The sequence below is a fragment of the Kitasatospora sp. NPDC057223 genome (assembly GCF_042669755.1).
Classification (GTDB): Bacteria; Actinomycetota; Actinomycetes; order Streptomycetales; family Streptomycetaceae; genus Kitasatospora.
Window position 1 is genome coordinate 47,470 of the sequence record NZ_JBHUWW010000027.1, and the last position, 21,551, is coordinate 69,020.

The window sequence follows — 21,551 nt, forward strand, 5'->3', positions numbered from 1 at the left end:
GTCCTCGTAGCCGCGCCCGGGCTCCTGGGGGGTCCCGTCAAGCTGATGAGGCAGGAGTCTGTACCGCAGGATCCTCCCGGTGCCGATCAGGACGCAGTCCGAGGAATCAGCGGCGTAGCGCGGCGGCGCCGACGAACCGAACGCCGGTCGGCAGGCGGACAGGGCCACGACGCATGCGTGAATCACCTGCTCCTGCCCGCACCAGCTCCGCAACCACGCCCCGCGCACAGTCCTTCGAGCACCCCGGAACGCGCCCACCGGAAAGGGACAGGCCCGGCCTCCCGCGTCGACACGGTCGACTCGCGACGGGGGCGTGGTGACCTGGCGGCAGCCCGCGTGTTCTTCCCGCCGTACGCTCCACAATGCGGGACGATGCGGACAAAGCAACGCAAACCAAAGCACGAGAGGGGCGAACGTGTCCGGCAGCGAAAGCGAAAACCCAGCAATTCCCTCCCCGGCCCCCACCTCCACCCGCCCCCGGACGAACCGGGACTGGTGGCCCAACCAGCTGGACCTCCAGGTACTGCACCAGCACTCGCCCCGATCCGACCCGATGGGCGAGGACTTCGACTACGCGGCGGAGTTCGCCACCCTCGACGTGGACGCCCTGAAGCGGGACGTCATCGAGTTGATGACGAAGTCGCAGGACTGGTGGCCCGCCGACTACGGCCACTACGGACCGCTGTTCATCCGGATGAGCTGGCACGCCGCCGGCACGTACCGCATCGCGGACGGTCGGGGCGGGGCCGGCAGCGGCGCCCAGCGCTTCGCGCCGCTCAACAGCTGGCCGGACAACGCCAGCCTGGACAAGGCGAGGCGGCTGCTGTGGCCGGTCAAGCAGAAGTACGGCCGGAAGATCTCCTGGGCCGATCTTCTCGTGTTCGCCGGCAACTGCGCCATGGAGTCCATGGGGTTCAGGACCTTCGGCTTCGGCTTCGGGCGCGATGACGTCTGGGAACCCGACGAGGTCTTCTGGGGTCCCGAGGACACCTGGCTCGGGGACGAGCGCTACAGCGGCGACCGCAATCTCACCGGCCCCTTCGGCGCCGTGCAGATGGGGCTGATCTACGTGAATCCGGAGGGCCCCAACGGCAATCCGGACCCGCTGGCCGCCGCCCGCGACATCCGGGAGACCTTCGGGCGCATGGCCATGAACGACGAGGAGACCGCCGCGCTCATCATCGGCGGCCACACCTTCGGCAAGTGCCACGGCGCCGTCGACCCGGCGTACCTCGGCCCGGAACCCGAGGCCGCCCCCCTCGAACAGCAGGGCCTGGGCTGGCACAACACGTACGGCAGCGGCAAGGGCGCCGACACGCTCACCAGCGGGCTCGAAGGAGCGTGGACCAGCGAGCCGACGAAGTGGGACAACGGTTATCTGGACAACCTGTTCCGGTTCGACTGGGAGCTGACCACCAGCCCCGCCGGGGCCCGTCAGTGGAAGCCCGTCGACCCCGCCGCGCAGGGCACCGTTCCGGACGCGCACGACCCGTCGAAGCGGCACGCCCCGATGATGCTGACGACGGACCTCGCACTGCGGGAGGACCCGGTCTACGCCCCGATCTGCAGGCGCTTCCACGAGAACCCGGACCAGCTCGCCGAGGCGTTCGCCAAGGCCTGGTACAAACTGCTGCACCGCGACATGGGCCCGCTGTCCCGTTACCTCGGACCGTGGGTCCCCGAACCGCAGCTGTGGCAGGACCCGGTCCCCGCAGCCGGCCGCGAACCGCTGGCCGACGAGGACGTCGCGGCGCTCAAGGACCGGATCACCCGGTCCGGCCTGGGCATCGCCCAGCTGGTCACCACGGCGTGGGCCGCGGCGGCGAGCTTCCGCGGCACCGACATGCGGGGTGGGGCCAACGGGGCACGGATCCGGCTGGCGCCGCAGAGGGACTGGGAGGCCAACGACCTGCCCGAGGTAACCGAAACGGTGCAGCGGCTCGAAGAGATCCAGCGGGACTTCAACGGCTCGCGGACCGGCGGCAGCAAGGTCTCGCTCGCCGACCTGATCGTCCTGGGGGGCTGTGCTGCAGTCGAGCGGGCCGCCCGGAACGCCGGACACACCATCACCGTCCCGTTCGCACCAGGGCGCACGGACGCCTCGCAGGAGCAGACCGACGTGGAGTCGTTCGCCGTGCTCGAACCGCGGGCGGACGGATTCCGCAACTACCTGCGGGCCGGCGAGAAGCTGTCGCCGGAGACTCTGCTGCTCGACCGGGCGAACCTGCTGACGCTGACCGCGCCCGAGCTGACCGTGCTGATCGGCGGCATGCGAGTGCTGGACACCGGCTTCCAGGGCTCCAGGCACGGCGTCTTCACGCAGCGTCCGGAGGCACTGACCACGGACTTCTTCGTCAACGTGCTCGACATGGGCACGGAGTGGAAGGCGTCGCAGTCGGATGCGAACGTCTACGAGGGTCGGGACCGGGCGACGGGCGAGCCGAAGTGGACCGCCACCGCCGTCGACCTGGTCTTCGGATCGCACTCCCAGTTGCGTGCCCTCGCCGAGGTCTACGCCTGCGACGACTCGGACGGGAAGTTCGTCCACGACTTCGTGGCGGCGTGGAGCAAGGTGATGGACCTCGACCGGTTCGACCTCCACTGAGCGGCCGAGCAGCTGCACGGCGGTGGCCGACCGGGCACCGCCGTGCAGGCCGTCATCGTGGACCTCGAACAGGCCCCTCGGCGTCCCGGCAACGGCGACAACGACGCCGGCCCGAGGCCGGACAGCGCAGTGCCCCGTCGGAGCACAGCGGCCCGCCACCGGGATTTCAGCGGGGCCCGGGTCGGCGGTCGACGGGGCGGCGGTTTCAAGACCTTGTCACCAGCCCGCAGGCCGACTTCGTCGGGCCGGCCGGGCCATGACGGGCAGGGGTGACCGTGGCCGGTCCGGGGCGGCGCAGTTGCTCCAGGCGGGTCGGTACCCAGGTCCACTGTCGCCGTCGGTGCGCCGGCGAAGTGCGATCCGGCGCCAGGCGTCGCGGACGCCGTAGCGGTGCAGCCGCATCCCGGCCGGCCAGAGCACGCCCGCGCGTGAGTTCGGACGCAGCGAGACGAACACGGCGGGGACGTCGCCCCGTCCAAGGTTGCAAGGACGCGGGTGCGACGGGCCGGCCACATCCGCGGCAGCGCCGTCGTGCTGTCGTCCAGCGGCTGTTCCTCCTGGAACGCCGGTCCGGTCAGCCGGTTCGCGGCGAAGGGTGACGGCGCGCCGGTGCCAGTCGGCCAGGTCGATCGCCGATACCTCCCCGGAACGGGAGCCCGTAGTGATCGCCAGTGTGACCATCGCGGCGTTGCGCACCAGCAGCAACTCACGCCAGTCCCCGTCACGGGCGGCATGCGCCGCGGTGGCCTCGGCAACCAGACGCCGCACGACCTCCAGCCGCCGCCCTGACGGAACCACCGGCAACGGACAGCGGGCGACGCCCATTCCGCACTCCCCCTCCGACTCCCCCTCCCCACCTGGTTGAACGGGCTGCATGGACTCGTTTTAGTTGCGATGCACCGGCACCTGACCGGCCGAGGAGGTCACGGACGGACCGTCCGTCGTCGGTTTCGACGGATTCACCCGGAAATCGAGCGCCACCGCCTGGGCGCCCCACGAGGCCCTGCGGTGGCGCCTGCCCCTGATGGGCGTCGCTCCACGTTCCGAACCCCGCACCGGAAGCGGCCGGGAGGCCCGGCCTCGTCGTCTCCCACCCCCGGCGCCACCGGTCGCGGCGGCGTCCCACGCAGTCGATGTTCCGAACCGACCTCGGAAGAGGCGTGCAGGCGCCACCAGAGCCGACACCTCATGACCGTCCAAGACGGAACAGCCCGCTCCCGGACGATGACTCCGAACATGCGAGAGGCCCGGGGGAGCGACTGCCTGCTCACCCCGGGCCGGTCCTGCCGTGCGGGGTCAGGTGTCCGCGGTCGGCGTCGGGCCGCCGGCGGACCGGCGGAGTTCTTCGTTGAGGCGCAGGGCCTCTTCGAGCTGGTCCTCAAGGATGACGATGCGGCAGGCGGCGTCGATCGCGGTGCCCTGATCGACGAGGTCGCGGGCGCGCATGGCGATCCGCAGCTGGTAGCGGGAGAAGCGGCGGTGGCCGCCCTCGGACCGCAACGGGGTGATGAGTCCCTGTTCACCGAGGGCCCGCAGGAAGCCGGCGGTGGTGCCGGTCATCTCGGCGGCCCGGCCCATCGTGTAGGCGGGGTAGTCGTCGTCGTCGAAGGAGTTGGGGGCGGCTGGGGAGTGGGGCCGGTCGGTCGTCGTAGTCACTGCACCTCTCTTGGCTATTGGTGAACGCGTCGAGGGGCCCCGGCGCCATAGCGGCTCCGGGGCCCCGAAGGGGAACAACACCATCTACCGGCCTGGGCCGGGCTTCTTTTTCCGCAACTCCCCGGGGGAGGGGGACTGCGGGGATCGCGTATGCGTGACCGGAAACCACCGTCCTTCGTACTCAAAAGGGGGTCTGCGGTGTCCGCCCGGGTGACTGCGTCACGGGCCGGGCGATCCTGATGGCGCTTGCGCCCTCCGTTCATCCTCTGTACTGACCTTGCGAACTGCTCGGTACTGCTCACACGGGTACTTCTCGGTCCTGCTGAACTTCCACTTCGTGGTCCGGCAGCCAGCCCCGTCGCCCGTCCTGCTCGCCTGCTCGGCTTGGAACCCCACTGCCCGGACTCCCGGCACGCGCGCCCGCAGCCCTGGCGCCTTTACCGGAATACCTCGTACCGCGACTGCTCTCACGGCGTACCGCGATTTCGTGCTTCTGGTACTGCACCTACCAGCGATACCGCTCGTGGCGGCCCCTGATCACTGCGGGCCACCCGGCCCGGACGCCGGTCCCGTCGCCGTACTGCACCAACCTGGCTTCAGAACCCCACGACCGTGCCGACCTGCGAACTTCCGTACTTCATCCCGCCGGATCATCTCTGGCGGATACTGCTCGACTGCGTCTGACGAGAGAAACACTAACCATGACAGTGTGCGATGTCTACTTCAGTCAGCACAGATTTTTCAGTGTTCGAGGGGGAGGTAGTTGATCGCACCGCAGGAGCCGCGGCCGCGCGCCCCGCAACCCGCGACAGCGGACGGGAGGCGAGCGAGGGAACCGGGGGATCGGGCGGGAGCCCAGCGCGCAAACGGGCGGCCCGCTCGCGCACATGGGGCACAGGCCTCGGCCGTCTGACGCCTCAGAAGTCCGACCTCCGCCGGCCTGGGCGCTCAGCCGAAAGAGCGCACCGTCACTGCGAGAACGCACTGCGGGACGCATCCTCAGATGCGTGGGTCGTGCCGGGCGTTCGGCGGGGGCCGGGCGAAGAGCGCGGCGAATGGCTTCAGGCGCTCCGAGGCCTCCAGGACCTCCGCCACCCGCTCCCCCACAAGGCCACCGGCGCGAGCCTGCCGGTGATCACCGCACCGGGGATCACCAGCGTCAAGGACATCTGGTTGCCGTGCTCGGACTCCACCATCGCGGCGATGTCGACGAGCAGCACGTCAAGGTTCGACATGACCCACAGATGAGGGCACCTCGGTCAAGACCCGACACCCACCCCGAGGCCCGGGACGCCACGCGTCCGTCAATGAGAGAACACCTCATGGCAGAACGGCGCCCTCCCTCACCCGGCGCGCACGGAGAGCCGACGCCGGACCTGCGGCCCCGTATCCGACCGGTGGGCAGCGAGGTACACGGCGCAGCCGGTGCGACGGGCGGCCCGCGCCGGAGCCCGCTGGGTCAGAGTTTGAACATGGCGGCGTAGGGCTGGGTGATCCGCTCCCGTCGTGAACCGAAGTCGACGAGCACCGCGATGTCGCTGTCCCCCTCCACGCCGACGGCCCGGCCGAGGCCGTACCGGTCGTGAGTGACCCTGTCACCCACGGCGAAACGCTTCAACGGTGCCTCGACCCGGACCTTGAAAGGGCTGGTGGACAGGGGGCGGCGGGGTCCTGCTGAATTTGTCATCACGTCCAGTATGCGCCGGGAATCACGGAAGTTGACCTCTCCAGGCGAGCCGGATTCAGACGGGTCGGAATTCGGGATGCGTATTTTGCCGTCGCCGCCGCGGGGACGGCTGTGTCGCTGGGTGTTCTGCGCGTGACCGGCACCACAGGCCGCCGTGGGCACAGCAAACCGCGCCCACCTCATCGCCGTCCCGGCGGCGCTCGTTGCGCCAGGAGTGCACCCGATGCCATCAACTACCTTCAAATACAAGGACATTGCTGGTCTCGTGACGGTAGGAGCACGGGCCCGGGCGCAGGCCTTGGAAGCGCCGGGGGAAAATTGATCCACTGCGGCGACCCCGGAACTGCTAGAGTCCTCTTAGTTGCAGTAGTGGTTCCCATGAACTTTGTGTGCGCCTGCTGATGTATCGCAGGCGCATTTTCGTTTCCCCGGCTCTTCCCCGGGTGGGTCATCATCGCGGCACTCGGAGTTCGCACCGTGCGGGCTCCGGACAGCCCCTTGAAGGAGATTTCTTTATGGCTAATGGCACTGTGAAGTGGTTCAACGCGGAAAAGGGCTTCGGCTTCATCGAGCAGGAGGGTGGCGGCCCGGACGTCTTCGCCCACTACTCGAACATCAACGCCAACGGCTTCCGCGAGCTGCTCGAGGGCCAGAAGGTCGAGTTCGACGTCACGCAGGGCCAGAAGGGCCCGCAGGCCGAGAACATTCGTCCGCTGTAGTTCTTACTGTGACGGCACCTGCCTAGCAGCGAGGGGCCCGCACCGCGTACACGCCCGGTGCGGGCCCCTCGGCATTGCGCCATGCAACACCCGGCCGTTCAGGCCCCCTGGCTCCGCCACCGGCAGCCATCCCCACGCGAGTCGCCAAGCGCCGCGTCCGGATCGGCGCCCTGCCGTGAGATCTCACGGTTCGAGGTTCCCCGCTCCCGCTGTTCCGGGTGAGCGGCGACCGCAGGTGACGTGCCGCACGGTTCTCCCGTCCACGCCCCGCCCGTCACACTTCTGGCCCGTTCCTTGCGATCTCCGCCGGCGCCGCGCGCTGCGGATCCTTCCTCGCAACGTGCCGCCCCGAGGAAGGTTTCCCGCATGAACCGCTCCAGTCGCTCTTCGTACCAGAGCTCCAACTCCCGCTCCGCCGCGGGCTCGCGCTCCGGTGGCAGCTCCTACGGATCCCGCTCGGCGAGCGGTGCCGGCACGGGTTCCCGCTCCGGCGGCGCCCCGCGCTCCTTCGGTTCGAGGAGCCGTCAGAGCAGTTCGCCGCAGGGCGAGTTCGCGATGCCCGTCAGCACCACCCCCGCACTGCCGGCCGTCGAATCCTTCGACGAGCTGGACATGCCCCAGGCCCTGCTCGCCACGCTGACCCGCCAGGGCGTCACCTCGCCGTTCCCGATCCAGGCCGCCACACTGCCGAACTCGCTGGCAGGCCGCGACGTCCTCGGGCGCGGTCGCACCGGCTCCGGCAAGACCATCGCGTTCGGCCTCGCCGTGTTGGCCCGCACCGCCGGCCAGAAGGCCGAACCCCGCCGCCCGCTGGCCCTCGTCCTGGTCCCCACCCGTGAACTCGCCCAGCAGGTCACCGAGGCCCTCACCCCCTACGCCCACGCCGTGCGCCTGCGGATGGCGACCGTGGTCGGCGGGATGTCCATCGGCCGCCAGGCCCAGCAGTTGAACCGGGGCGCGGAGATCGTCGTCGCCACCCCCGGCCGGCTCAAGGACCTGATCCAGCGCGGTGACTGCCAGTTGGACGGAGTCGCCGTCACCGTCCTGGACGAGGCCGACCAGATGGCCGACATGGGCTTCCTGCCCCAGGTCACCGAACTCCTCGACCAGGTCGCCGAAGGCGGCCAGACCATGCTGTTCTCCGCCACCCTGGACCGCAACGTCGACCGGCTGGTCCGCCGCTTCCTCAAGGACCCGGTCACCCATTCCGTGGACCCATCCGCAGCGACCGTCAGCACCATGGAGCACCACGTCCTGCACGTGCAGAACTTCGACAAGAACGCCACGATCGCGCACATCGCCTCCCGCGACGGCGGCGTGATCATGTTCATCGACACCAAGCACGGCGCCGACCGCCTGGTCGAGGACCTGCTCGCCAGCGGCGTGAAGGCCGCCGCCCTGCACGGCGGCAAGTCCCAGCCCCAGCGCACCCGCACCCTGGAGCAGTTCCGCAGCGGCCAGGTCACCGCGCTCATCGCCACCAACGTCGCCGCCCGTGGCATCCACGTCGACGGGCTCGACCTGGTCGTCAACCTCGACCCGCCGAGCGACCACAAGGACTACCTGCACCGCGGCGGACGCACCGCCCGGGCGGGCGAGTCCGGCACCGTCGTCACCCTCGTCCTGCCCAACCAGCGCCGCGAGATGGCCCGCATGATGACCCACGCCGGCATCACCCCCACCACCACCCGGGTCAACGCCGGCGACGAGGAACTCGCCCGCATCACCGGTGCCCGCGTGCCCACCGGCATCCCCACCGTGATCGCCAACCCCGTCGTCGAGCGCCCCCGCCGCAGCGCCTCCGCGGGACGCGGCCGCCGCCGCCCCACGTCCACCGGCCGCAACCCCCAGAACACCGGCAGCCGCAGCGCAGCACCCAGGCGCGTCGCCCTCGCCGCGTAACAGCCCGGATGGGCCCGGACCGTTGCGGCGGGTCGGGCCCACCATCGTCACCGGCGGACGAGACCCAACTGCCGCACCGACCCCACAGAACGGGAAGCTGTCGGCCCCGAGGCACGCCACCCGCCCCGCCAACTTCCGCCGCAGACAATTGACTTGAGCCCGGCGCGGCGGCCCGACATCCATGGTGGATTCGGACGACGGGCCCACCGTCGACGCGGCGGCCCGTCCCACGTTCCCGCTACCAGCGCCCTGATCGCCGCCGGCCCCGGCGGGACCGACGCGAAGGAACTCCCCCATGAGCATCACCCTCGAACACCCCACTGCCACCGTCACGGTCGGCGACCTCATGACCTACCCGGAGCTGCAGATCAGCGACGACGTCATGGTCGACACGGCCATGGACATCCTGCTCAGCTCCGGCGCGGACCACGCTCTGGTCCGCGACGAGGACGGCCGCTGCGCCGGGCTGCTGACCCGCCTGCATCTCGCACCGTTCCAGGCCCGGTCCTGGTACACCGAACGCACCCCGATACGCGACATCGTGCACGACCGCGCCCCGTTCGCCACCGCCGACATGCCCGCCGGTGCCGCGGCCGCCGCCATGCATGCCCGCGGCCTGGACGCCTGGCCGGTGGTGGACGACGACGGCCACGTCGTCGGCCTGTTCAGCCACTAGAGACCGGCTGCGGAACCGAAGACGCCGATAAGCCAACGGCCCGTCACTGTGGTCCCTCTGCACCTCTGCACGGGGTGGGCCAGGGACGCGGCGAGGGGCCCCGGACCGTTGCGGCTCCGGGGCCCCGAAAGGGTTGCATCACCATCTGCCGGCCGTGGCCGGCTATTTCAGTTCCGCACTGCCCCGGGGGAAGGGGCCTGCGGGGATCGCGTATGCGTGACCGGAAACCACCGTCCTTCATGACTGGGGGTTCTGCGGTCCCCTCCGATTTCCTCTGGGTGTACTGACCGGAACTGCTACTTCGGATACCGCGAACCGCTGGTACTGCTGCGACGACCCTGACGGATCGCCGTCCTTCCGGCAGCCAGCCCCGTCGCCCGTCCCGCTCACCCGCTCGGCCTGGAACCCCACTGCACGGACTTCCCAGTACGCGCGCCCGCAGCCCGGCGCCTTCACTGAGGTACTCGTACCGCAACTGCTGGTACTGCGAGTCAACTTCGCCCAGCGGAGGAACCGCAGGCGGGGTCGGCAGTCACGCTGACGTTTCGCCACGGCCGCTCTGTCCGCCGCAGGCTCGGCGAGCGCCGCCCCGGAATCTGCTGATACCTGCGAATCCGGCGGTCGGGCCGCATTCGGCCGGGTCCCGTGCAGCACCCCCGTGGGGGCCGTACGCCGTCGGGTGCCCTGGGGACGTCTCAGGTCGGTTCTCCTCGGTCAACCTTGCTGGGGTTCATCCGAGTTGGACGACGGCACGTCGGCGTGCCGCTCAACGTCAGCCGGTTCGCGCGGCCCCGGTCGCGCGGTCGACCGCCACGGCAACCGTCCCTGTGTGACCGCGAGCACGGCCCCCGACAGCAGCACCGACGCGCCCACCCCCTGCAACGCACCGAAGGACTCGCCGAGCAGGATCGTCGCGCACAGCGTGTTGATGACCGGCACGGCGAACATCATCAGGGAGGCCGACGCGGGGCCGACGGCCGCCACACCCCGGTAGTAGAACAGGTTGGCGACCGCGGCGGGGCCCACCGCCAGATAGGCCGTGTTCAGCCAGACCCCCGCCGGCAGTGCGCTCCAGTGCATGCCCGGGATGTCGGGCGCGGCGAGCAGGCCGAGCAGTACCGCACCCGCACAGGTCGCGTAGGTGGTGGCGCGCAGCGGCTCGACGGCAGCCATCACCTTGGGGCCGACGAGCGTGAAGGCCGCCCAGCACACCGCGCTGAGGAGGAACAGCGTGTCCCCGGCGAGCCGGGTCGAGTTCCCGTGTGTGCTGCCTCCGGCGCCGAGGAAGAAGACCACCGCCCCGACGAGTCCCAGGGCGAGACCGGCCAGCCGCGCTCCGGAGGCCTTCTCCTGCCCGGTGACCAGGAGGAAGGAGCTGGTGAGGACGGGACTCATGACGGGAATGAGGATGCCCGCGTCGAGCGAGGGTGCGAGTGAGAGCCCCCAGAAGAAGAAGCCGTTGTAGGCGAAGACGCCCAGGACGCCTGCCGTCATCGCCCGTCGGCCGGCTCTCGGCGCTACCTTCGCCGACCGGTTGCCGAAGATCGCCACGGCCGCCAGCAGCGCCAGTGCGCCTCCGCCGAAGCGCAGAAAGGCGGCCATGGCGTGCGGGACGTGCTCCACCACCGACTTCGAGCTGGAGAACGCGCTCCCCCAGAGCACCATGGTGACCATCAGCAGCAGGTAGGGGCTGCCCGTCCTCTTCATCGCTTCCATGGCCCCACCCTGGCCGCCCGATCCCCGACCGGTCTTGAACGCTGGTGCGCGAGCCACAATAGGACGCATGGGAACCGGGGGCGGTTGGGTGCGGTACTGGCGCGACGGCAGCCGACCGCTGGAGGCCATGCACGCGCACTTCCTGGACCACGTCTATCCGCCGCACAGCCACGACTCGTACTCGTTCGGCATCACCGACGCCGGCGCCCAGCGCTTCCGGTGTCGCGGCGCCGCCCACACCAGCGGCGCCGGGATGGTGATGGTGTTCAACCCGGACGAGGTGCACGACGGCCGGGCCGCGGCGGAACTCGGTTACCGGTACCGCATCGTGCACATCGGCCCCACCCTGCTGCGAGAGGTCCTCGCGGATGCGGCCGACCGCAGGGTCACCGCCATGCCGCTGTTCCCGCAGCCGGTGCTGACCGATCCCGTGCTCGCCGGGGCCCTCGCCCGGCTGCACTCGGCCCTGTCCCGCCAGTCGGACCCGCTGGTGCGGGACGAGCGGCTGACGGCGGCCGTCACCGCGATCGCGCACCTCGGCGCGGCCCACCCGCCCCCTACCCGGTCGCTCACGGGGGGCGCGCAGCGCAGAACCGCCCTGCAGGCCCGCGAGTTGATCCGCGAGGCGAATCTGCGGCCGATCCCCGCCGAGGAGCTGGCCGGCTCGGTCGGATGCAGCCGGTTCGCGCTCTACCGGGCCTTCCGCGCCGAGTTCGGCCTGGCTCCCAGCGACTACCAGCGCCAACTCCGCCTGCGCCACGCCCGTTCGCTGCTCACCACCGGCACCACACCCGCCGAGGCGGCCGCAGCGGCGGGCTTCGCCGACCAGGCCCACTTCGGCCGCTGGTTCCAGCGGATGTACGGCATCACACCCGGCACCTTCGTCCGCGCCGAGACCTGAGCGCCCGGGGCGGCGCAGCGGGGCGGTGCAGCACCGGGTGGAGGTGGGTGTCCGCTGTGCAGCACCGACGTTGAGGTTCGACGACTCCGGTACGTGGTGTCAGAAGTGCGGGCGGCGGTGGGAGGAGGACGTCCTCGGGCAGGACTGCCGCTTCCCGGCAGCCGGGCCGGTCACCCCGTTCGACGGTGACCCCGGCATCGCGCTGTGCCTGCCGCACGGCCGCGCCGGCGCCGTCCTCGTCGGCACCGCCGCCGTCACCACGACCTGGACCCCGGCCCGGCGGCCCGGACACCGCCGGCCCTGGGTCGTGCTCGGCGACTTCGACGCCTCCTGGAGCCGGCACGAGCAACAGGAGTCCACCCGCAACCACCAGGCACGCTACCGCGACCGACTCGGACTCGCCGCCTGATCAACAACACCCGATCGAATCGGCAGCCTACGAAGTGGGCGTTCTCAGCATCGTGAGGGTTTCCTGGACCAGTGCCTGAGCCCGGCTCACCGTCGCGCCCAGGTCCTCATGGGTCTCTCCCGGGCACCCCAGCATGCTGCGGACGCGCGCACCGAAGTCCGGTGGTGCTGCCGGCAGCGTCTCGGCGACAGCCAGGGCGCCCTTCTCGTTCAGGCACCAGCGCCGGTCCGCGGCGTACAACGCCTGCACCAGCACGCCGACCGCTCGCGACAGGCACAGGGAGACGTGGAGGATGTCGGCCCGTGCAGCGCCTTTCGCCGCACCATCGACCAGGAACTCCGCCTCCCAGGCTCCCGCCGTCAGCGCTTCCCGCAACTGCTCCGGATACGACGCGGTCCGCCGCCGAAGGTCGGACAGCTCTCCACCGGGGTCGGTCAGTACCTGCCCGAGTGCCACCTCGCCCGCATAACAGGGCGACCAGAATCCGAGCGGATGCCCCGCCTGCACCCCTATCTCGTACCGGCCCTCGCAACAGTCGGCCCACACCTGCTCGACTCGGTTCAGGTCCCGAAGGATCCAGTCCACCGCGACCCCGTCGACCCGCAGCCACGCGCCGCCGTTCACCCAGGGCCCCCAGCCGCCTGGAGCTGCCACGTCCACACCCGGCCCAGCCAGCGCGCGCAACGCGGCGAGGTCAAGCTCACCGCGGTAGTAGACGCCGAGATCCCAGTCCGATTCGGGCCGGTGCTCTCCGCGCGCCCGGCTGCCGCCGAGCAACACCCCGACCACGCCCGGCACCCGCGCCAAGTCGCGAGCCATGTCCTCGATGATCATCCGCATGGCGCGAGTCTGGCACTTGCCGACGCCTCCGACCAGCCCGTTCCGCAGCGGGCGACCGCCGCCCAGTGGCTACCGCACCCAACAGCCTCCGAGTCATCCGAACGAGTCACCCCGACAAGATCTGCACCCATCCTCGTCCACCTTGCGCGCCGCGCCCGCGGATGTCGTGGCAGGGGGGTGCCGCCGGTGGCGTTGACGATCTCAGCGGTGATGCAGCCGGCTTCCCGCGAGGCGGGGAAGACGTAGGCGGGTGCCTTCCACCAGACGTGCCCTCTCCTGGGTGTCCGGTTCCTCATCGGGGAGGTGGCAGAACGCGACGTCGGCTCCCTCCCGCGCGTACGCGAGTGCCACGGCCCGTCCGATGCCGGAATCGCCGCCGGTGATCAGTGCGCTCCTGCCTTCGAGCCGGCCGGCGCCCCGGTACGTCCGCTCGCCGTCATCGGGTTCCGGGTCCATCCGCCCGCTCGACCCCGGGTAGGGCTGCTCCTGCGGCCACGAGGTGAGGCTGCGGCCGCGCACCACGTCCGCCCCGTTCAGCGTCCACGGGGCGTGGCAGATCGCCGCCACCGGCTTTCCCGCCCCGAAGAACGACCGGGCGGAGTCCACCGCCGCCGAGGGTCGCGGCAAGCGGGCGTGGTGGGGCACCTACATCCGCAGCAGTGCCGTCGTAGCGTCGGCGAGTGGTTGTTCCTCGTGGAACGCCGGTCCGCAGCCGGCCGGTTCGCGGTGCAGGGTGACGGCGCGGCGGCACCGGTACCAGTCCGCCAGGTCGATCGTCGAGACCTCCCCGGAGCGGGCGCCGGTGGCGATCGCCACGGTGAGGCCGGGGCGTCCGCCGTACCTGCCGGCGCAGGGTCCCACGCCGGTGGAACGACAGGACGGCGGCCGCCCCGGTGGCGAGCGGTGTGCTGACGCCCCGTGTGCCATTCGACGGTCCGTCAACCACACGGGCCAGCGAGGCCGCCGCCCACCCTCGCCCCCGCGTGCAGGGAGCGAGGGCGACAGACCGCACGCGTCACGCAACCGGAGCATCAAGATCACTTAAACACCCCTCCGGCGATACCGCCTGGTCACCCGGCTGATGTCAACTGTCCCAAGCGGCGCAGGCAAGCCAGCGGAGACTGGATCGCCCTCACCGCCTCATCGCATCCGACCACGGAACGCGACGCATACGGGTCACCGGCGATCACACGACCGCAGCCGCCACCCGCCCCCGGGCGGGCCGCCGCGACGCGTGTCCGCCGGACGACGCCAACTGCCTCCCACTGGTGGAATTGACAGGCCTACATGAGATCGCACCGATGGTCCATCCGAAGCAAACTGATCGTCCTGCTCATGCTGCCCCTGGTCTCACTGGCAGCCCTCTGGGTCTACGCGGCCGACCTGTCCCTGGACAACGCACTGGTCCTGTCCCGCGAGAACACCATCACCAACCACCTGGCCCGCCCGCTGGGCGGCGTCGTGATCAGCATCCAGGAGGAACGGCGCCACGCCCTGGAGGAGGTCGCGACCTCGCCGGGTGCCGGACCGGGGGCGAGCGCCGCCGCGTCCGGTGTCCGCGGCTCCGTCCTGGCCGACCTCGCCCGTAGCCGTGCGGTCACGGACGCCGCGATCGCCGCCTTCCGGGCCGAGACCGACAAGAGCAGTGTCCGCGACAACGAGACCTCCGAGGTCCGGCTCGGCATCGACAACAGCCGGAAGGCCCTGGACGGTATCGGGGACCTGCGCCGGAGCATCGACGCGGGTCAACTGACCGACAGTCAGGTCATCGCCGCCTACACCATGGTGAACGCCGCGATCTCCGAGGCCTTCCATGCCATGACGATCCTGCCGAACCAGAGCGCCCAGGGGTTCGGGCAGGCCCTCTTCACCCTCGTGACCGGCGGCGACTTCCTCTCCCAGGAGGACGCCCTGATCTCCGCGGCGGCCGTCAGCCCCACGCAGTCCCTCGGACCGGCCGCCTACAGCGCCCTGGTCCAGGACATAGGCGCCCAGCGCTATCTCAGCGCCGTGGCGCTCAGCAGCCTGCCACCGGAGCAGGCCGCGCCCCTGAAGGCGCTGAACGCTCCCGGCGGCCCCTGGAGCCGGGTGTCCGCCATGGAGCAGCAGATCATCGAGGCGGGACCGGGTGCCAAGAGCCTGCCGTTCCCGATCGCCGAGTGGCGCGCCGCCTACGACGCCCAGACGGCCGTCAGTGACGCCCAGGCGCTCGCCGACATCGACGTGATCATCACTCATACCCGGCCACCGGCCCAGCGCGCCCTACTGGCACTGGTCCTCGCCGGTGCGCTCGGACTGGTCGCCCTGATCGTCTCGGTGCTGATGTCCGTACGCATCTCCCGCTCCCTGGTCGGCGACCTCAGCCGACTGCGCGAGTCGGCCCGCAACCTGACCGACGACCGGCTCCGGGACGTGGTGGGCCGGCTCCGCCGGGGCGAGGACGTCGACGTCCGCGGGCACTTGGCGCTGCCGGTCTTCGTCAACCGCGAGATGGCACAACTGGGCGACTCGTTCCACGCCCTTCAGCTCACCGCGGTGGAACTGGCCGAGGAGGACGTGCGGCTGCAGCGCGGCATCAGCGACGTGTTCGTCAACCTGGCGCGCCGGACCCAGGTCCTGGTCTACCGCCAGCTGAGCCAGCTGGACGCGATGGAGCGGCGTGAGAACGATCCCGACGCGCTGGAGGAGCTGTTCAAGCTGGACCAGCTCGCCACCCGGATGCGGCGCTACGCCGAGGGCCTGATCATCGTCTCGGGCGCGGCGGCCGGCCGGACCTGGCGTCATCCCGTTCCGGCCGTGGACGTGGTGCGGGGGGCCATCGCGGAGACCGAGGACTTCGCGCGGGTCGTCGTGCCGCCCGTACCGACCGTCGGCATCGTCGGCCACGCCGTGGCGGACGTGATCCACCTCCTCGCCGAACTCATCGAGAACGCCCAGATCTTCTCCCCCTCCGACAGTCAGGTCCGGGTGAACGCGGGCAACGCGGCCGGCGGCCTGACGGTCGAGATCGACGACCGCGGCCTCGGCCTGCCACTCGACGAGCTGGCGGCCGCCAACGCGCGCATCAGCTCGTTCATCGACATCAGCGCGCTGGACAGCACCAGACTGGGTCTGGTCACGGTCGGGCGCCTGGCCCAGCGCCACAACATCGGCGTGACGCTGCGCCAGTCCCCGTACGGCGGGGTCACCGCGGTCGTCCTGATCCCGAACACCCTGCTGCACCGCAGCCCCGAGCTGGAGGCGACACCGGCGCAGCACCGGCCGGACATGCCGGAAGGACTCCCGGCGGACGGGCAGGCCCACCTGGACCCGGACGGCACCGGCCGGCACCGCGACGTCGCGGCGCACCACCTGACCGCAGGCCCCGGCGGCCCGGCCCCGTCCGAGGTCCGCCGGCCCGACGTGAACCCGGCCACGAACCGGCCCGGCCTTCCACCACCGGGGCACCAGCACCCGCTGGAGGATCTGCCGCAGGCCCCGGTGTCTCCCGGCCTGTTCGCCCTGGCCGATCCCTTCCGCGGCGCGGAGCCGACGGCGGCGCAGGGTGCCCGCCCGGACCCCGGGCGGACGGTTCCGCCGGTTCCGACGGCGCCGGCGGCGCCGAGCCCGGGCCCGGGCCCCCAGCCCCAGCAGCACCCGCAGTCCCTCCAGCCGGTCGCTGCGCTCGACCCGCTCGGGACGATCGACGGACTGCCGCGCCGGGTACGGCAGGCAAACCTGAGCCCCCATCTGTTCGACGAAGCCCCGGACGGAGGCGGCAAGACCGCCGCAGCCCCTGTTTCACAGGTTCAGTGGGGCGGTGGCGACAAGCAACGGCCGGCGACGGCCGTTCGCCAGCCCGCCTGGACCAGCCGGATCACCCCGGATCGTCCGGACGAGTGGAACGCCGCTCCCGCACTGCCCGCCCCACCGCGGCAGGTCCCGCCGCCGCGTGCGGCGACCGGACTGTTCGCCACGATGACCCTCGGAGGCGGCGCCGACACGCCCACCACCTCCTCCCAGGCCGACTCCGCCGGGAGTGCCGCCGACCCCGGAGGCCGTCCCGAGAAGGTCCGGCTCATGATGTCCGCGCTCCAGGTCGGAGCGGCGCGAGGACGCGGCACGCCCGGGCCGGACGCGACGGCCCCGGCGCACAGCGAGCACGGCGGCGTACCCACCAGCAACCAGCAGCACGAACACGGAAGGCGCAGCAACCGATGACGCAGCCACTCGTCTCCGAGACGATCGCGAACCTGGGATGGCTCCTCAACGACATGGTCCGCCGGGTCCCCGACATCGGCCATGCCGTGGTCCTGTCGACGGACGGACTGCTCCTGAGCAGTTCCGCCGATCTCAACCGCGACCAGGCCGAGCAGCTCTCGGCGGTCGCCTCCGGGTTCCACAGTCTCGCCAAGGGTGCCGGCCGACACTTCGGCGGCGGTGCGGTGTGCCAGACCATGGTCGAGATGGAGGAGGGCTTCCTCTTCGTCTGCGCCGCGGGCGGCAACGCCTGCCTGACCGTTCTCACCCCCAAGGGCGCCGACATCGGCGTGGTGGCCTTCGAGATGGCGATGCTGGTCAAGCGGGTGGGCCAGCACCTGTCCGTCGACTCCAGGGACCGACCCGCCACGGACCCCGGCTGGTGACGTGAGCGAGACCACGTGGGCGGACGACGCGGCCGGTCCCGTCGTCCGCCCCTACGCCCTGGTGCGGGGTCGGACCCGCGCCAGGAAGGACCTGTTCGACCTGGTGGCTTTCGTCGTCACGGTCGCGGACAGCCACCACGGATGGGCCGACATGGAGCCGGAACACGTGGCAATCCTCACCCTTTGTCACCATCCGCACTCCGTGGCGGAGGTGGCCGCGCGACTCCGCCTCCCGGTCGGCGTCGTCCGGGTCCTGCTCGGTGACCTGCTGGACCTCGCAGCCATCCGGGTCCGCCAGCCGGCCGACCCAGCCAGCCGACCCAGCCTGCAAGTCATGAGAGAGGTACTCGATGGACTTCGTGCACTCTGAGCCGACCCACCCCGGAACCCGGGCGGTACAGGGCTCCAGGGACAAGGTGCCCGACGACCTGCCGCAGGCGGTGAAGATCCTGATCGCCGGCGGCTTCGGCGCCGGCAAGACCACCCTGGTGGCGGCGGTCAGCGAGATCACCCCGTTCCACACCGAGGAGATGCTCACCACCTCCGGGCTGGGAGTGGACGACATCGCGGGTGTGGAGCACAAGTCCACCACCACGGTGGCGATGGACTTCGGGCGCATCACCATCCATGACCGCCTCAACCTCTTCCTGTTCGGCACGCCGGGGCAGGACCGCTTCTGGTTCATGTGGGACGAACTCGCAGCCGGGGCCCTGTGCGCGGTGGTGCTTGCCGACACCCGGCGGCTGGCCTCGTCCTTCCCGGCCATCGACTACTTCGAGCGCCGCGGACTTCCCTTCGTGGTGGCCGTCAACACCTTCGAGGACGCCCGGGCCTACCCCGCCGACACCGTCCGCGCAGCGCTGGACCTCGCCCCCGGTGTGCCCATCCTGTTGTGCGACGCCCGCCACCACCACTCGGTCAAGCAGGTTCTGATCGCCACCGTGGAGCACGTCCTCGCCCTGGAGTCACGCTGAACCGTTCGGCGGGTCCGGTCGGCGGGTCCGGTCGGCGCGAGCGGCTTCGCCGGGTCGGCAGCTGAGGGAACTCCACCTCCCTGCCCCGGATTGGCTCGATGCTGACCGCTGCCCAGCCTCCGGCCGCCATGACACCGAGCAAGGTGGGGTGCCACCGCACCGGGCGGAGCACGGGTCGCACGTCGGTGTGCTCGGGCGGGCCCGACGGGATCGCCCGCCCGCTCCTGCGCCGCACCCGAGGTGTCCGCCGTGCTGTGACGCGGGTGACGTGGGGACGGCCCCGTCCGGCCTCGACCACCCCTACAACCGGGACCAACGGCCCGGGCCGGCGAAGCTGCGGGCGTGGGCATCACCCGGTTGCGGAGGGGGAGGGGAAGGACGGGATGCGCGGTCGGTATCCACGGGGGCAGCGGAAAGGCTCCGCCCTCCGAGGAGGGGGAGCCGTTTCCGTGCCGTGTGGGTGCGGGTCGCTCAGGCGTGGCGGTGGTGGTGCTTGTTGCCGGTGACCAGTCGGTAGACGGCGAGAAGGATGACCGAGCCGACGATGGCGGCTATCCAGGTGGAGACGTCGAAGAAGCCGTCGATGGAGTCGACACCGAAGATCACCTTGCCGAGCCAGCCGCCCAGCAGGCCGCCTGCGATGCCGATGAGGATCGTGATGATGATGCCTCCCGGGTCCTTGCCCGGCATCAGTGCCTTGGCGATGAGGCCCGCGAAAAGTCCGATCAGGATCCAGGCGATGATGCCCATGGCTTCTCCTACTTCGTTGAACCAACCCGCTGTCGACACTCGTCTGCACCGCGGCGGGGATCCCAAACATGCGGTCACCGCACTCGCACTGCCTGGAGGCCGGCCTGATCCACCCGGGACGCCAGCGGCCGGTGCGCCTCGGGCCCAGTGCCCGAGCAGCAACCCACCAGGAAGCTCAGCCGCGCACGGATGGCGGATGCTCGCCTGCGCACTGGAGATCATCGACCGCGAGGGCGTCGAGAAGCTGTCCATGCGCCGCCTGGCCCGCGCGCTCGGTCACGACCCGGTGAGCCTCTACCGCTACGCCACCAACAAGGCCGCCCTACACGATGGCATCGCCGAGACCGTCCTCAGTCGCCTCAGCGTCGATCCAACCCGACCCCGACTGGGCAGTCCAGCTGCGCACCGTCGCCCGCTCGAAGCAGTCCTCACCCTGCTCACCCGCGCCGGCTTCAGCGGCGCTGACGCCCTGCACAGTCCGAAAAGGGCGCGGTAGATGCCTACCCGGAGGTCCGGGACAGTGCTGAGAGGCTCCGCCGGTTCGCACGGATTCGCAGCCGTCGGCCACCCAGCCTGCGGGCCCGGCCACATCGCAGGGCCGGGCCGGGCCGCAGAGCAACCCCGGCCAGGATGTCGTAGCCCGCAAGCGAGCGCCGCGTCGACGGCTGGAACGCCTGCTCGGCACATCACGCCCGACCCGCACCACGCAGGGCTCTAGCGGCGGTCCAGGCGAGGGAAGACGAACTCGTCGAGGATGAGGCCGAGGGCGACCGCAGCGGGGACGGCGACCAGCGCGCCGACGATCCCCATCAGAGCGCCCCCGACCAGGACCGCCACCACGGTGACGAAGGGGTGGACGTCGACCGCGAACTGCATGGTCCGCGGCATGATCAGGTAGTCCTCCAGCAGCCGGAAGCCGATGTAGAAGGCCGCCGTGGCCACTGCGACCGGCCAGGACACCGCCAGCGCCACCAGACTGACGACCACTCCGCCGACGGTCGAGCCGACCATCGGCACCAGGTCCATCAGCGCCACGAACACCCCCAGCGCGGCCGCGTACGGCACTCCGACCACGGCACACCACACAGCGGTGGCAATCCCGGCGATCACGGAGGTCACCAGGTTGCCCAGCATGTAACGGCCGGTGCGCGTCAGGATCTCCTCGGTCAGCTCCCGAGCCCGCTCCCGGCGGCTGCCCGCGACGAAGCGGTAGCAGAACTCCTTGATGGCAGGCAGCCCCGCCATGAAGTACAGCGTCACGGTGACCACCACGGCCAGGGACGTCACCGTGTTCAGCAGCAGCCGGCCCGCACCGAGAACGCCCCCCAGCACCCCCTGGCCGCCATCACCTCCGAGAGCCTCCTTCGCCCGCGCCACCAGGTGGTAGCGGTCCTCGATCCGCCCCAACGCGGAGTGGTGGTCGTGCAACTGCTGCAACCAGCCGGGAAAGCTGCGCACCAGGACGCCGGCCTCCCGGCTCACCGGCGGCACGACGAGCACCAGGAATCCCGCGACGAGCAGCAGGAACACGCTCAGGACGGTGGCCACCGCCCAGCCGCGCCGCAGCCGCCGACGGCACAACGCGGCGACCACCGGCTCCAGACTGACCGCGATGAACGCCGACAGCACCAGCAGCGTCAGCAACTCCTCCAGCCGCAGCACCTGCTCGAACACGAACCAGCCGGCCAACGCGCCCAGGGCCAGCCGCAGGCCGGCCGAGAACCACGGCATCCCTGCGAGCACCCCACCCGCCTCCCGCCGCGCCGCGTCCCCGGGCTCGCCCGGCGCCTGCTCACCCGCCTCCCCCGCGCGGCGTGCCGGGGGCGCCGACGCCGGGGCGGCCCCCTCCGGCACGAGCAGTCGGCGGCGGACCTCCCCCGATGCCATGGTCGTGATCACCCGCAGCCTCGGCGGCACCCTCATGACCGGATTTCCGTTCTCCCACGGGCCACGCTCGCCGCCGCCCACCGCGCGTGTTCCCCGATCCGTCACGGACAAGCCATGCGCACCACACCCGGCCCGGCGAAGGAGGGGCCCGGAGCCTGCCGGTCCAGCTGCGCCGGGGCGCACGGCTGCGGGCCGCCACCGAGG

At 71.1% G+C, this 21,551-nt stretch carries 19 protein-coding genes and 2 pseudogenes; 11 read left to right on the forward strand and 10 right to left on the reverse strand.

All coding sequences use genetic code 11. The features are described 5' to 3' along the window. The first annotated feature begins 415 nt into the window (after positions 1-415). Positions 416-2,605, forward strand: coding sequence for a catalase/peroxidase HPI (gene katG, locus ACFUK0_RS13190; RefSeq protein ID WP_380249345.1), 2,190 nt, complete (start codon positions 416-418; stop codon positions 2,603-2,605). A 1,296-nt stretch (positions 2,606-3,901) separates the two neighbouring features. Here katG and ACFUK0_RS13195 read toward each other — a convergent pair. The 3 genes from ACFUK0_RS13195 to ACFUK0_RS13205 all read right to left on the reverse strand — a co-directional run bounded on the left by ACFUK0_RS13195 (position 3,902) and on the right by ACFUK0_RS13205 (position 5,948). After that, the gene (locus ACFUK0_RS13195; RefSeq protein WP_380249380.1) at positions 3,902-4,183 is read right to left on the reverse strand and encodes a MerR family transcriptional regulator; all 282 of its coding nucleotides are present in this window, start codon (positions 4,181-4,183) and stop codon (positions 3,902-3,904) included. A 1,139-nt stretch (positions 4,184-5,322) separates the two neighbouring features. Next, positions 5,323-5,496 carry a hypothetical protein gene (locus ACFUK0_RS13200; RefSeq protein ID WP_380249347.1) on the reverse strand — a complete coding sequence of 58 codons (174 nt, stop codon included), beginning with the start codon at positions 5,494-5,496 and terminating at the stop codon, positions 5,323-5,325. 224 nt (positions 5,497-5,720) lie between these two features. Continuing rightward, complete coding sequence (locus tag ACFUK0_RS13205) at positions 5,721-5,948, reverse strand: hypothetical protein (protein ID WP_380249349.1); 228 nt, start codon at positions 5,946-5,948, stop codon at positions 5,721-5,723. Positions 5,949-6,463: 515 nt separating this feature from the next. On the opposite strand from ACFUK0_RS13205, the gene ACFUK0_RS13210 reads away from it, so the two are divergent. The 3 genes from ACFUK0_RS13210 to ACFUK0_RS13220 all read left to right on the forward strand — a co-directional run bounded on the left by ACFUK0_RS13210 (position 6,464) and on the right by ACFUK0_RS13220 (position 9,245). Next, on the forward strand, positions 6,464-6,667 hold the full coding sequence (locus ACFUK0_RS13210) for a cold-shock protein (RefSeq protein WP_030918248.1): 204 nt from the start codon (positions 6,464-6,466) through the stop codon (positions 6,665-6,667). A 366-nt stretch (positions 6,668-7,033) separates the two neighbouring features. Then, positions 7,034-8,569, forward strand: a complete 1,536-nt coding sequence (locus ACFUK0_RS13215; RefSeq protein WP_380249352.1) for a DEAD/DEAH box helicase — start codon at positions 7,034-7,036, stop codon at positions 8,567-8,569. A 295-nt stretch (positions 8,570-8,864) separates the two neighbouring features. Then, positions 8,865-9,245 (forward strand): CBS domain-containing protein, encoded by a 381-nt coding sequence (locus ACFUK0_RS13220; RefSeq protein ID WP_380249354.1) that lies wholly within the window; start codon positions 8,865-8,867, stop codon positions 9,243-9,245. A 714-nt stretch (positions 9,246-9,959) separates the two neighbouring features. Here the strand turns inward: ACFUK0_RS13220 and ACFUK0_RS13225 are convergent. After that, positions 9,960-10,961, reverse strand: a complete 1,002-nt coding sequence (locus tag ACFUK0_RS13225; RefSeq protein WP_380249356.1) for a DMT family transporter — start codon at positions 10,959-10,961, stop codon at positions 9,960-9,962. 67 nt (positions 10,962-11,028) lie between these two features. On the opposite strand from ACFUK0_RS13225, the gene ACFUK0_RS13230 reads away from it, so the two are divergent. Both ACFUK0_RS13230 and ACFUK0_RS13235 read left to right on the forward strand, forming a co-directional pair. After that, positions 11,029-11,862 (forward strand): AraC family transcriptional regulator, encoded by an 834-nt coding sequence (locus tag ACFUK0_RS13230; RefSeq protein ID WP_380249358.1) that lies wholly within the window; start codon positions 11,029-11,031, stop codon positions 11,860-11,862. A 70-nt stretch (positions 11,863-11,932) separates the two neighbouring features. Next, complete coding sequence (locus tag ACFUK0_RS13235; protein ID WP_380249360.1) at positions 11,933-12,271, forward strand: hypothetical protein; 339 nt, start codon at positions 11,933-11,935, stop codon at positions 12,269-12,271. Positions 12,272-12,298: 27 nt separating this feature from the next. Here ACFUK0_RS13235 and ACFUK0_RS13240 read toward each other — a convergent pair whose 3' ends face one another. From ACFUK0_RS13240 to ACFUK0_RS13255, 4 genes and pseudogenes are all read right to left on the reverse strand, one after another. After that, complete coding sequence (locus ACFUK0_RS13240) at positions 12,299-13,111, reverse strand: nucleotidyltransferase domain-containing protein (RefSeq protein WP_380249362.1); 813 nt, start codon at positions 13,109-13,111, stop codon at positions 12,299-12,301. Positions 13,112-13,366: 255 nt separating this feature from the next. Then, positions 13,367-13,633, reverse strand: a pseudogene (locus ACFUK0_RS13245) (SDR family NAD(P)-dependent oxidoreductase); the annotation flags it as partial. Next, a pseudogene (locus tag ACFUK0_RS13250) lies at positions 13,610-13,756 on the reverse strand (DJ-1/PfpI family protein); the annotation flags it as partial. The pseudogenes ACFUK0_RS13250 and ACFUK0_RS13245, both read right to left, overlap by 24 nt. Then, positions 13,757-13,972, reverse strand: a complete 216-nt coding sequence (locus ACFUK0_RS13255; protein WP_380249364.1) for a hypothetical protein — start codon at positions 13,970-13,972, stop codon at positions 13,757-13,759. Between the two features lie 426 nt (positions 13,973-14,398). Between ACFUK0_RS13255 and ACFUK0_RS13260 the strand changes: the two genes are divergently transcribed. The 4 genes from ACFUK0_RS13260 to ACFUK0_RS13275 are packed head-to-tail and all read left to right on the forward strand — an operon-like array spanning position 14,399 to position 18,710. Beyond that, a complete protein-coding gene (locus ACFUK0_RS13260; protein WP_380249366.1) occupies positions 14,399-17,311 on the forward strand; it encodes a nitrate- and nitrite sensing domain-containing protein in 2,913 nt (970 codons plus the stop codon). Next, the gene (locus tag ACFUK0_RS13265) at positions 17,308-17,736 is read left to right on the forward strand and encodes a roadblock/LC7 domain-containing protein (protein ID WP_380249368.1); all 429 of its coding nucleotides are present in this window, start codon (positions 17,308-17,310) and stop codon (positions 17,734-17,736) included. Before ACFUK0_RS13260 ends, ACFUK0_RS13265 begins: the two co-directional genes overlap by 4 nt. A gap of 1 nt (position 17,737) precedes the next feature. Further along, the gene (locus ACFUK0_RS13270) at positions 17,738-18,106 is read left to right on the forward strand and encodes a DUF742 domain-containing protein (RefSeq protein WP_380249370.1); all 369 of its coding nucleotides are present in this window, start codon (positions 17,738-17,740) and stop codon (positions 18,104-18,106) included. Continuing rightward, positions 18,087-18,710 (forward strand): ATP/GTP-binding protein, encoded by a 624-nt coding sequence (locus tag ACFUK0_RS13275; protein WP_380249372.1) that lies wholly within the window; start codon positions 18,087-18,089, stop codon positions 18,708-18,710. Before ACFUK0_RS13270 ends, ACFUK0_RS13275 begins: the two co-directional genes overlap by 20 nt. A gap of 471 nt (positions 18,711-19,181) precedes the next feature. Here ACFUK0_RS13275 and ACFUK0_RS13280 read toward each other — a convergent pair whose 3' ends face one another. Beyond that, complete coding sequence (locus ACFUK0_RS13280) at positions 19,182-19,460, reverse strand: GlsB/YeaQ/YmgE family stress response membrane protein (protein ID WP_380249374.1); 279 nt, start codon at positions 19,458-19,460, stop codon at positions 19,182-19,184. A 196-nt stretch (positions 19,461-19,656) separates the two neighbouring features. Here ACFUK0_RS13280 and ACFUK0_RS13285 point away from each other — a divergent pair, with 196 nt between their 5' ends. Further along, positions 19,657-19,956, forward strand: a complete 300-nt coding sequence (locus ACFUK0_RS13285; protein WP_380249376.1) for a TetR family transcriptional regulator — start codon at positions 19,657-19,659, stop codon at positions 19,954-19,956. Positions 19,957-20,174: 218 nt separating this feature from the next. On the opposite strand, the gene ACFUK0_RS13290 is transcribed toward ACFUK0_RS13285, so the two are convergent. Next, positions 20,175-21,383, reverse strand: coding sequence for an AI-2E family transporter (locus tag ACFUK0_RS13290; protein WP_380249378.1), 1,209 nt, complete (start codon positions 21,381-21,383; stop codon positions 20,175-20,177). Between the last annotated feature and the right edge of the window lie 168 nt (positions 21,384-21,551).

What these genes read in the sequence shown, in the direction of transcription:
- ACFUK0_RS13195 (WP_380249380.1), bottom strand. Translation starts at nt 4,183, where the DNA reads ATGGGCCGGGCCGCCGAGATGACCGGCACCACCGCCGGCTTCCTGCGG.
- ACFUK0_RS13200 (WP_380249347.1), bottom strand. Translation starts at nt 5,496, where the DNA reads ATGTCGAACCTTGACGTGCTGCTCGTCGACATCGCCGCGATGGTGGAG.
- ACFUK0_RS13205 (WP_380249349.1), bottom strand. Translation starts at nt 5,948, where the DNA reads ATGACAAATTCAGCAGGACCCCGCCGCCCCCTGTCCACCAGCCCTTTC.
- ACFUK0_RS13210 (WP_030918248.1), top strand. Translation starts at nt 6,464, where the DNA reads ATGGCTAATGGCACTGTGAAGTGGTTCAACGCGGAAAAGGGCTTCGGC.
- ACFUK0_RS13215 (WP_380249352.1), top strand. Translation starts at nt 7,034, where the DNA reads ATGAACCGCTCCAGTCGCTCTTCGTACCAGAGCTCCAACTCCCGCTCC.
- ACFUK0_RS13220 (WP_380249354.1), top strand. Translation starts at nt 8,865, where the DNA reads ATGAGCATCACCCTCGAACACCCCACTGCCACCGTCACGGTCGGCGAC.
- ACFUK0_RS13225 (WP_380249356.1), bottom strand. Translation starts at nt 10,961, where the DNA reads ATGGAAGCGATGAAGAGGACGGGCAGCCCCTACCTGCTGCTGATGGTC.
- ACFUK0_RS13230 (WP_380249358.1), top strand. Translation starts at nt 11,029, where the DNA reads ATGGGAACCGGGGGCGGTTGGGTGCGGTACTGGCGCGACGGCAGCCGA.
- ACFUK0_RS13240 (WP_380249362.1), bottom strand. Translation starts at nt 13,111, where the DNA reads ATGCGGATGATCATCGAGGACATGGCTCGCGACTTGGCGCGGGTGCCG.
- ACFUK0_RS13260 (WP_380249366.1), top strand. Translation starts at nt 14,399, where the DNA reads ATGAGATCGCACCGATGGTCCATCCGAAGCAAACTGATCGTCCTGCTC.
- ACFUK0_RS13265 (WP_380249368.1), top strand. Translation starts at nt 17,308, where the DNA reads ATGACGCAGCCACTCGTCTCCGAGACGATCGCGAACCTGGGATGGCTC.
- ACFUK0_RS13275 (WP_380249372.1), top strand. Translation starts at nt 18,087, where the DNA reads ATGGACTTCGTGCACTCTGAGCCGACCCACCCCGGAACCCGGGCGGTA.
- ACFUK0_RS13280 (WP_380249374.1), bottom strand. Translation starts at nt 19,460, where the DNA reads ATGGGCATCATCGCCTGGATCCTGATCGGACTTTTCGCGGGCCTCATC.
- ACFUK0_RS13285 (WP_380249376.1), top strand. Translation starts at nt 19,657, where the DNA reads ATGCTCGCCTGCGCACTGGAGATCATCGACCGCGAGGGCGTCGAGAAG.
- ACFUK0_RS13290 (WP_380249378.1), bottom strand. Translation starts at nt 21,383, where the DNA reads ATGAGGGTGCCGCCGAGGCTGCGGGTGATCACGACCATGGCATCGGGG.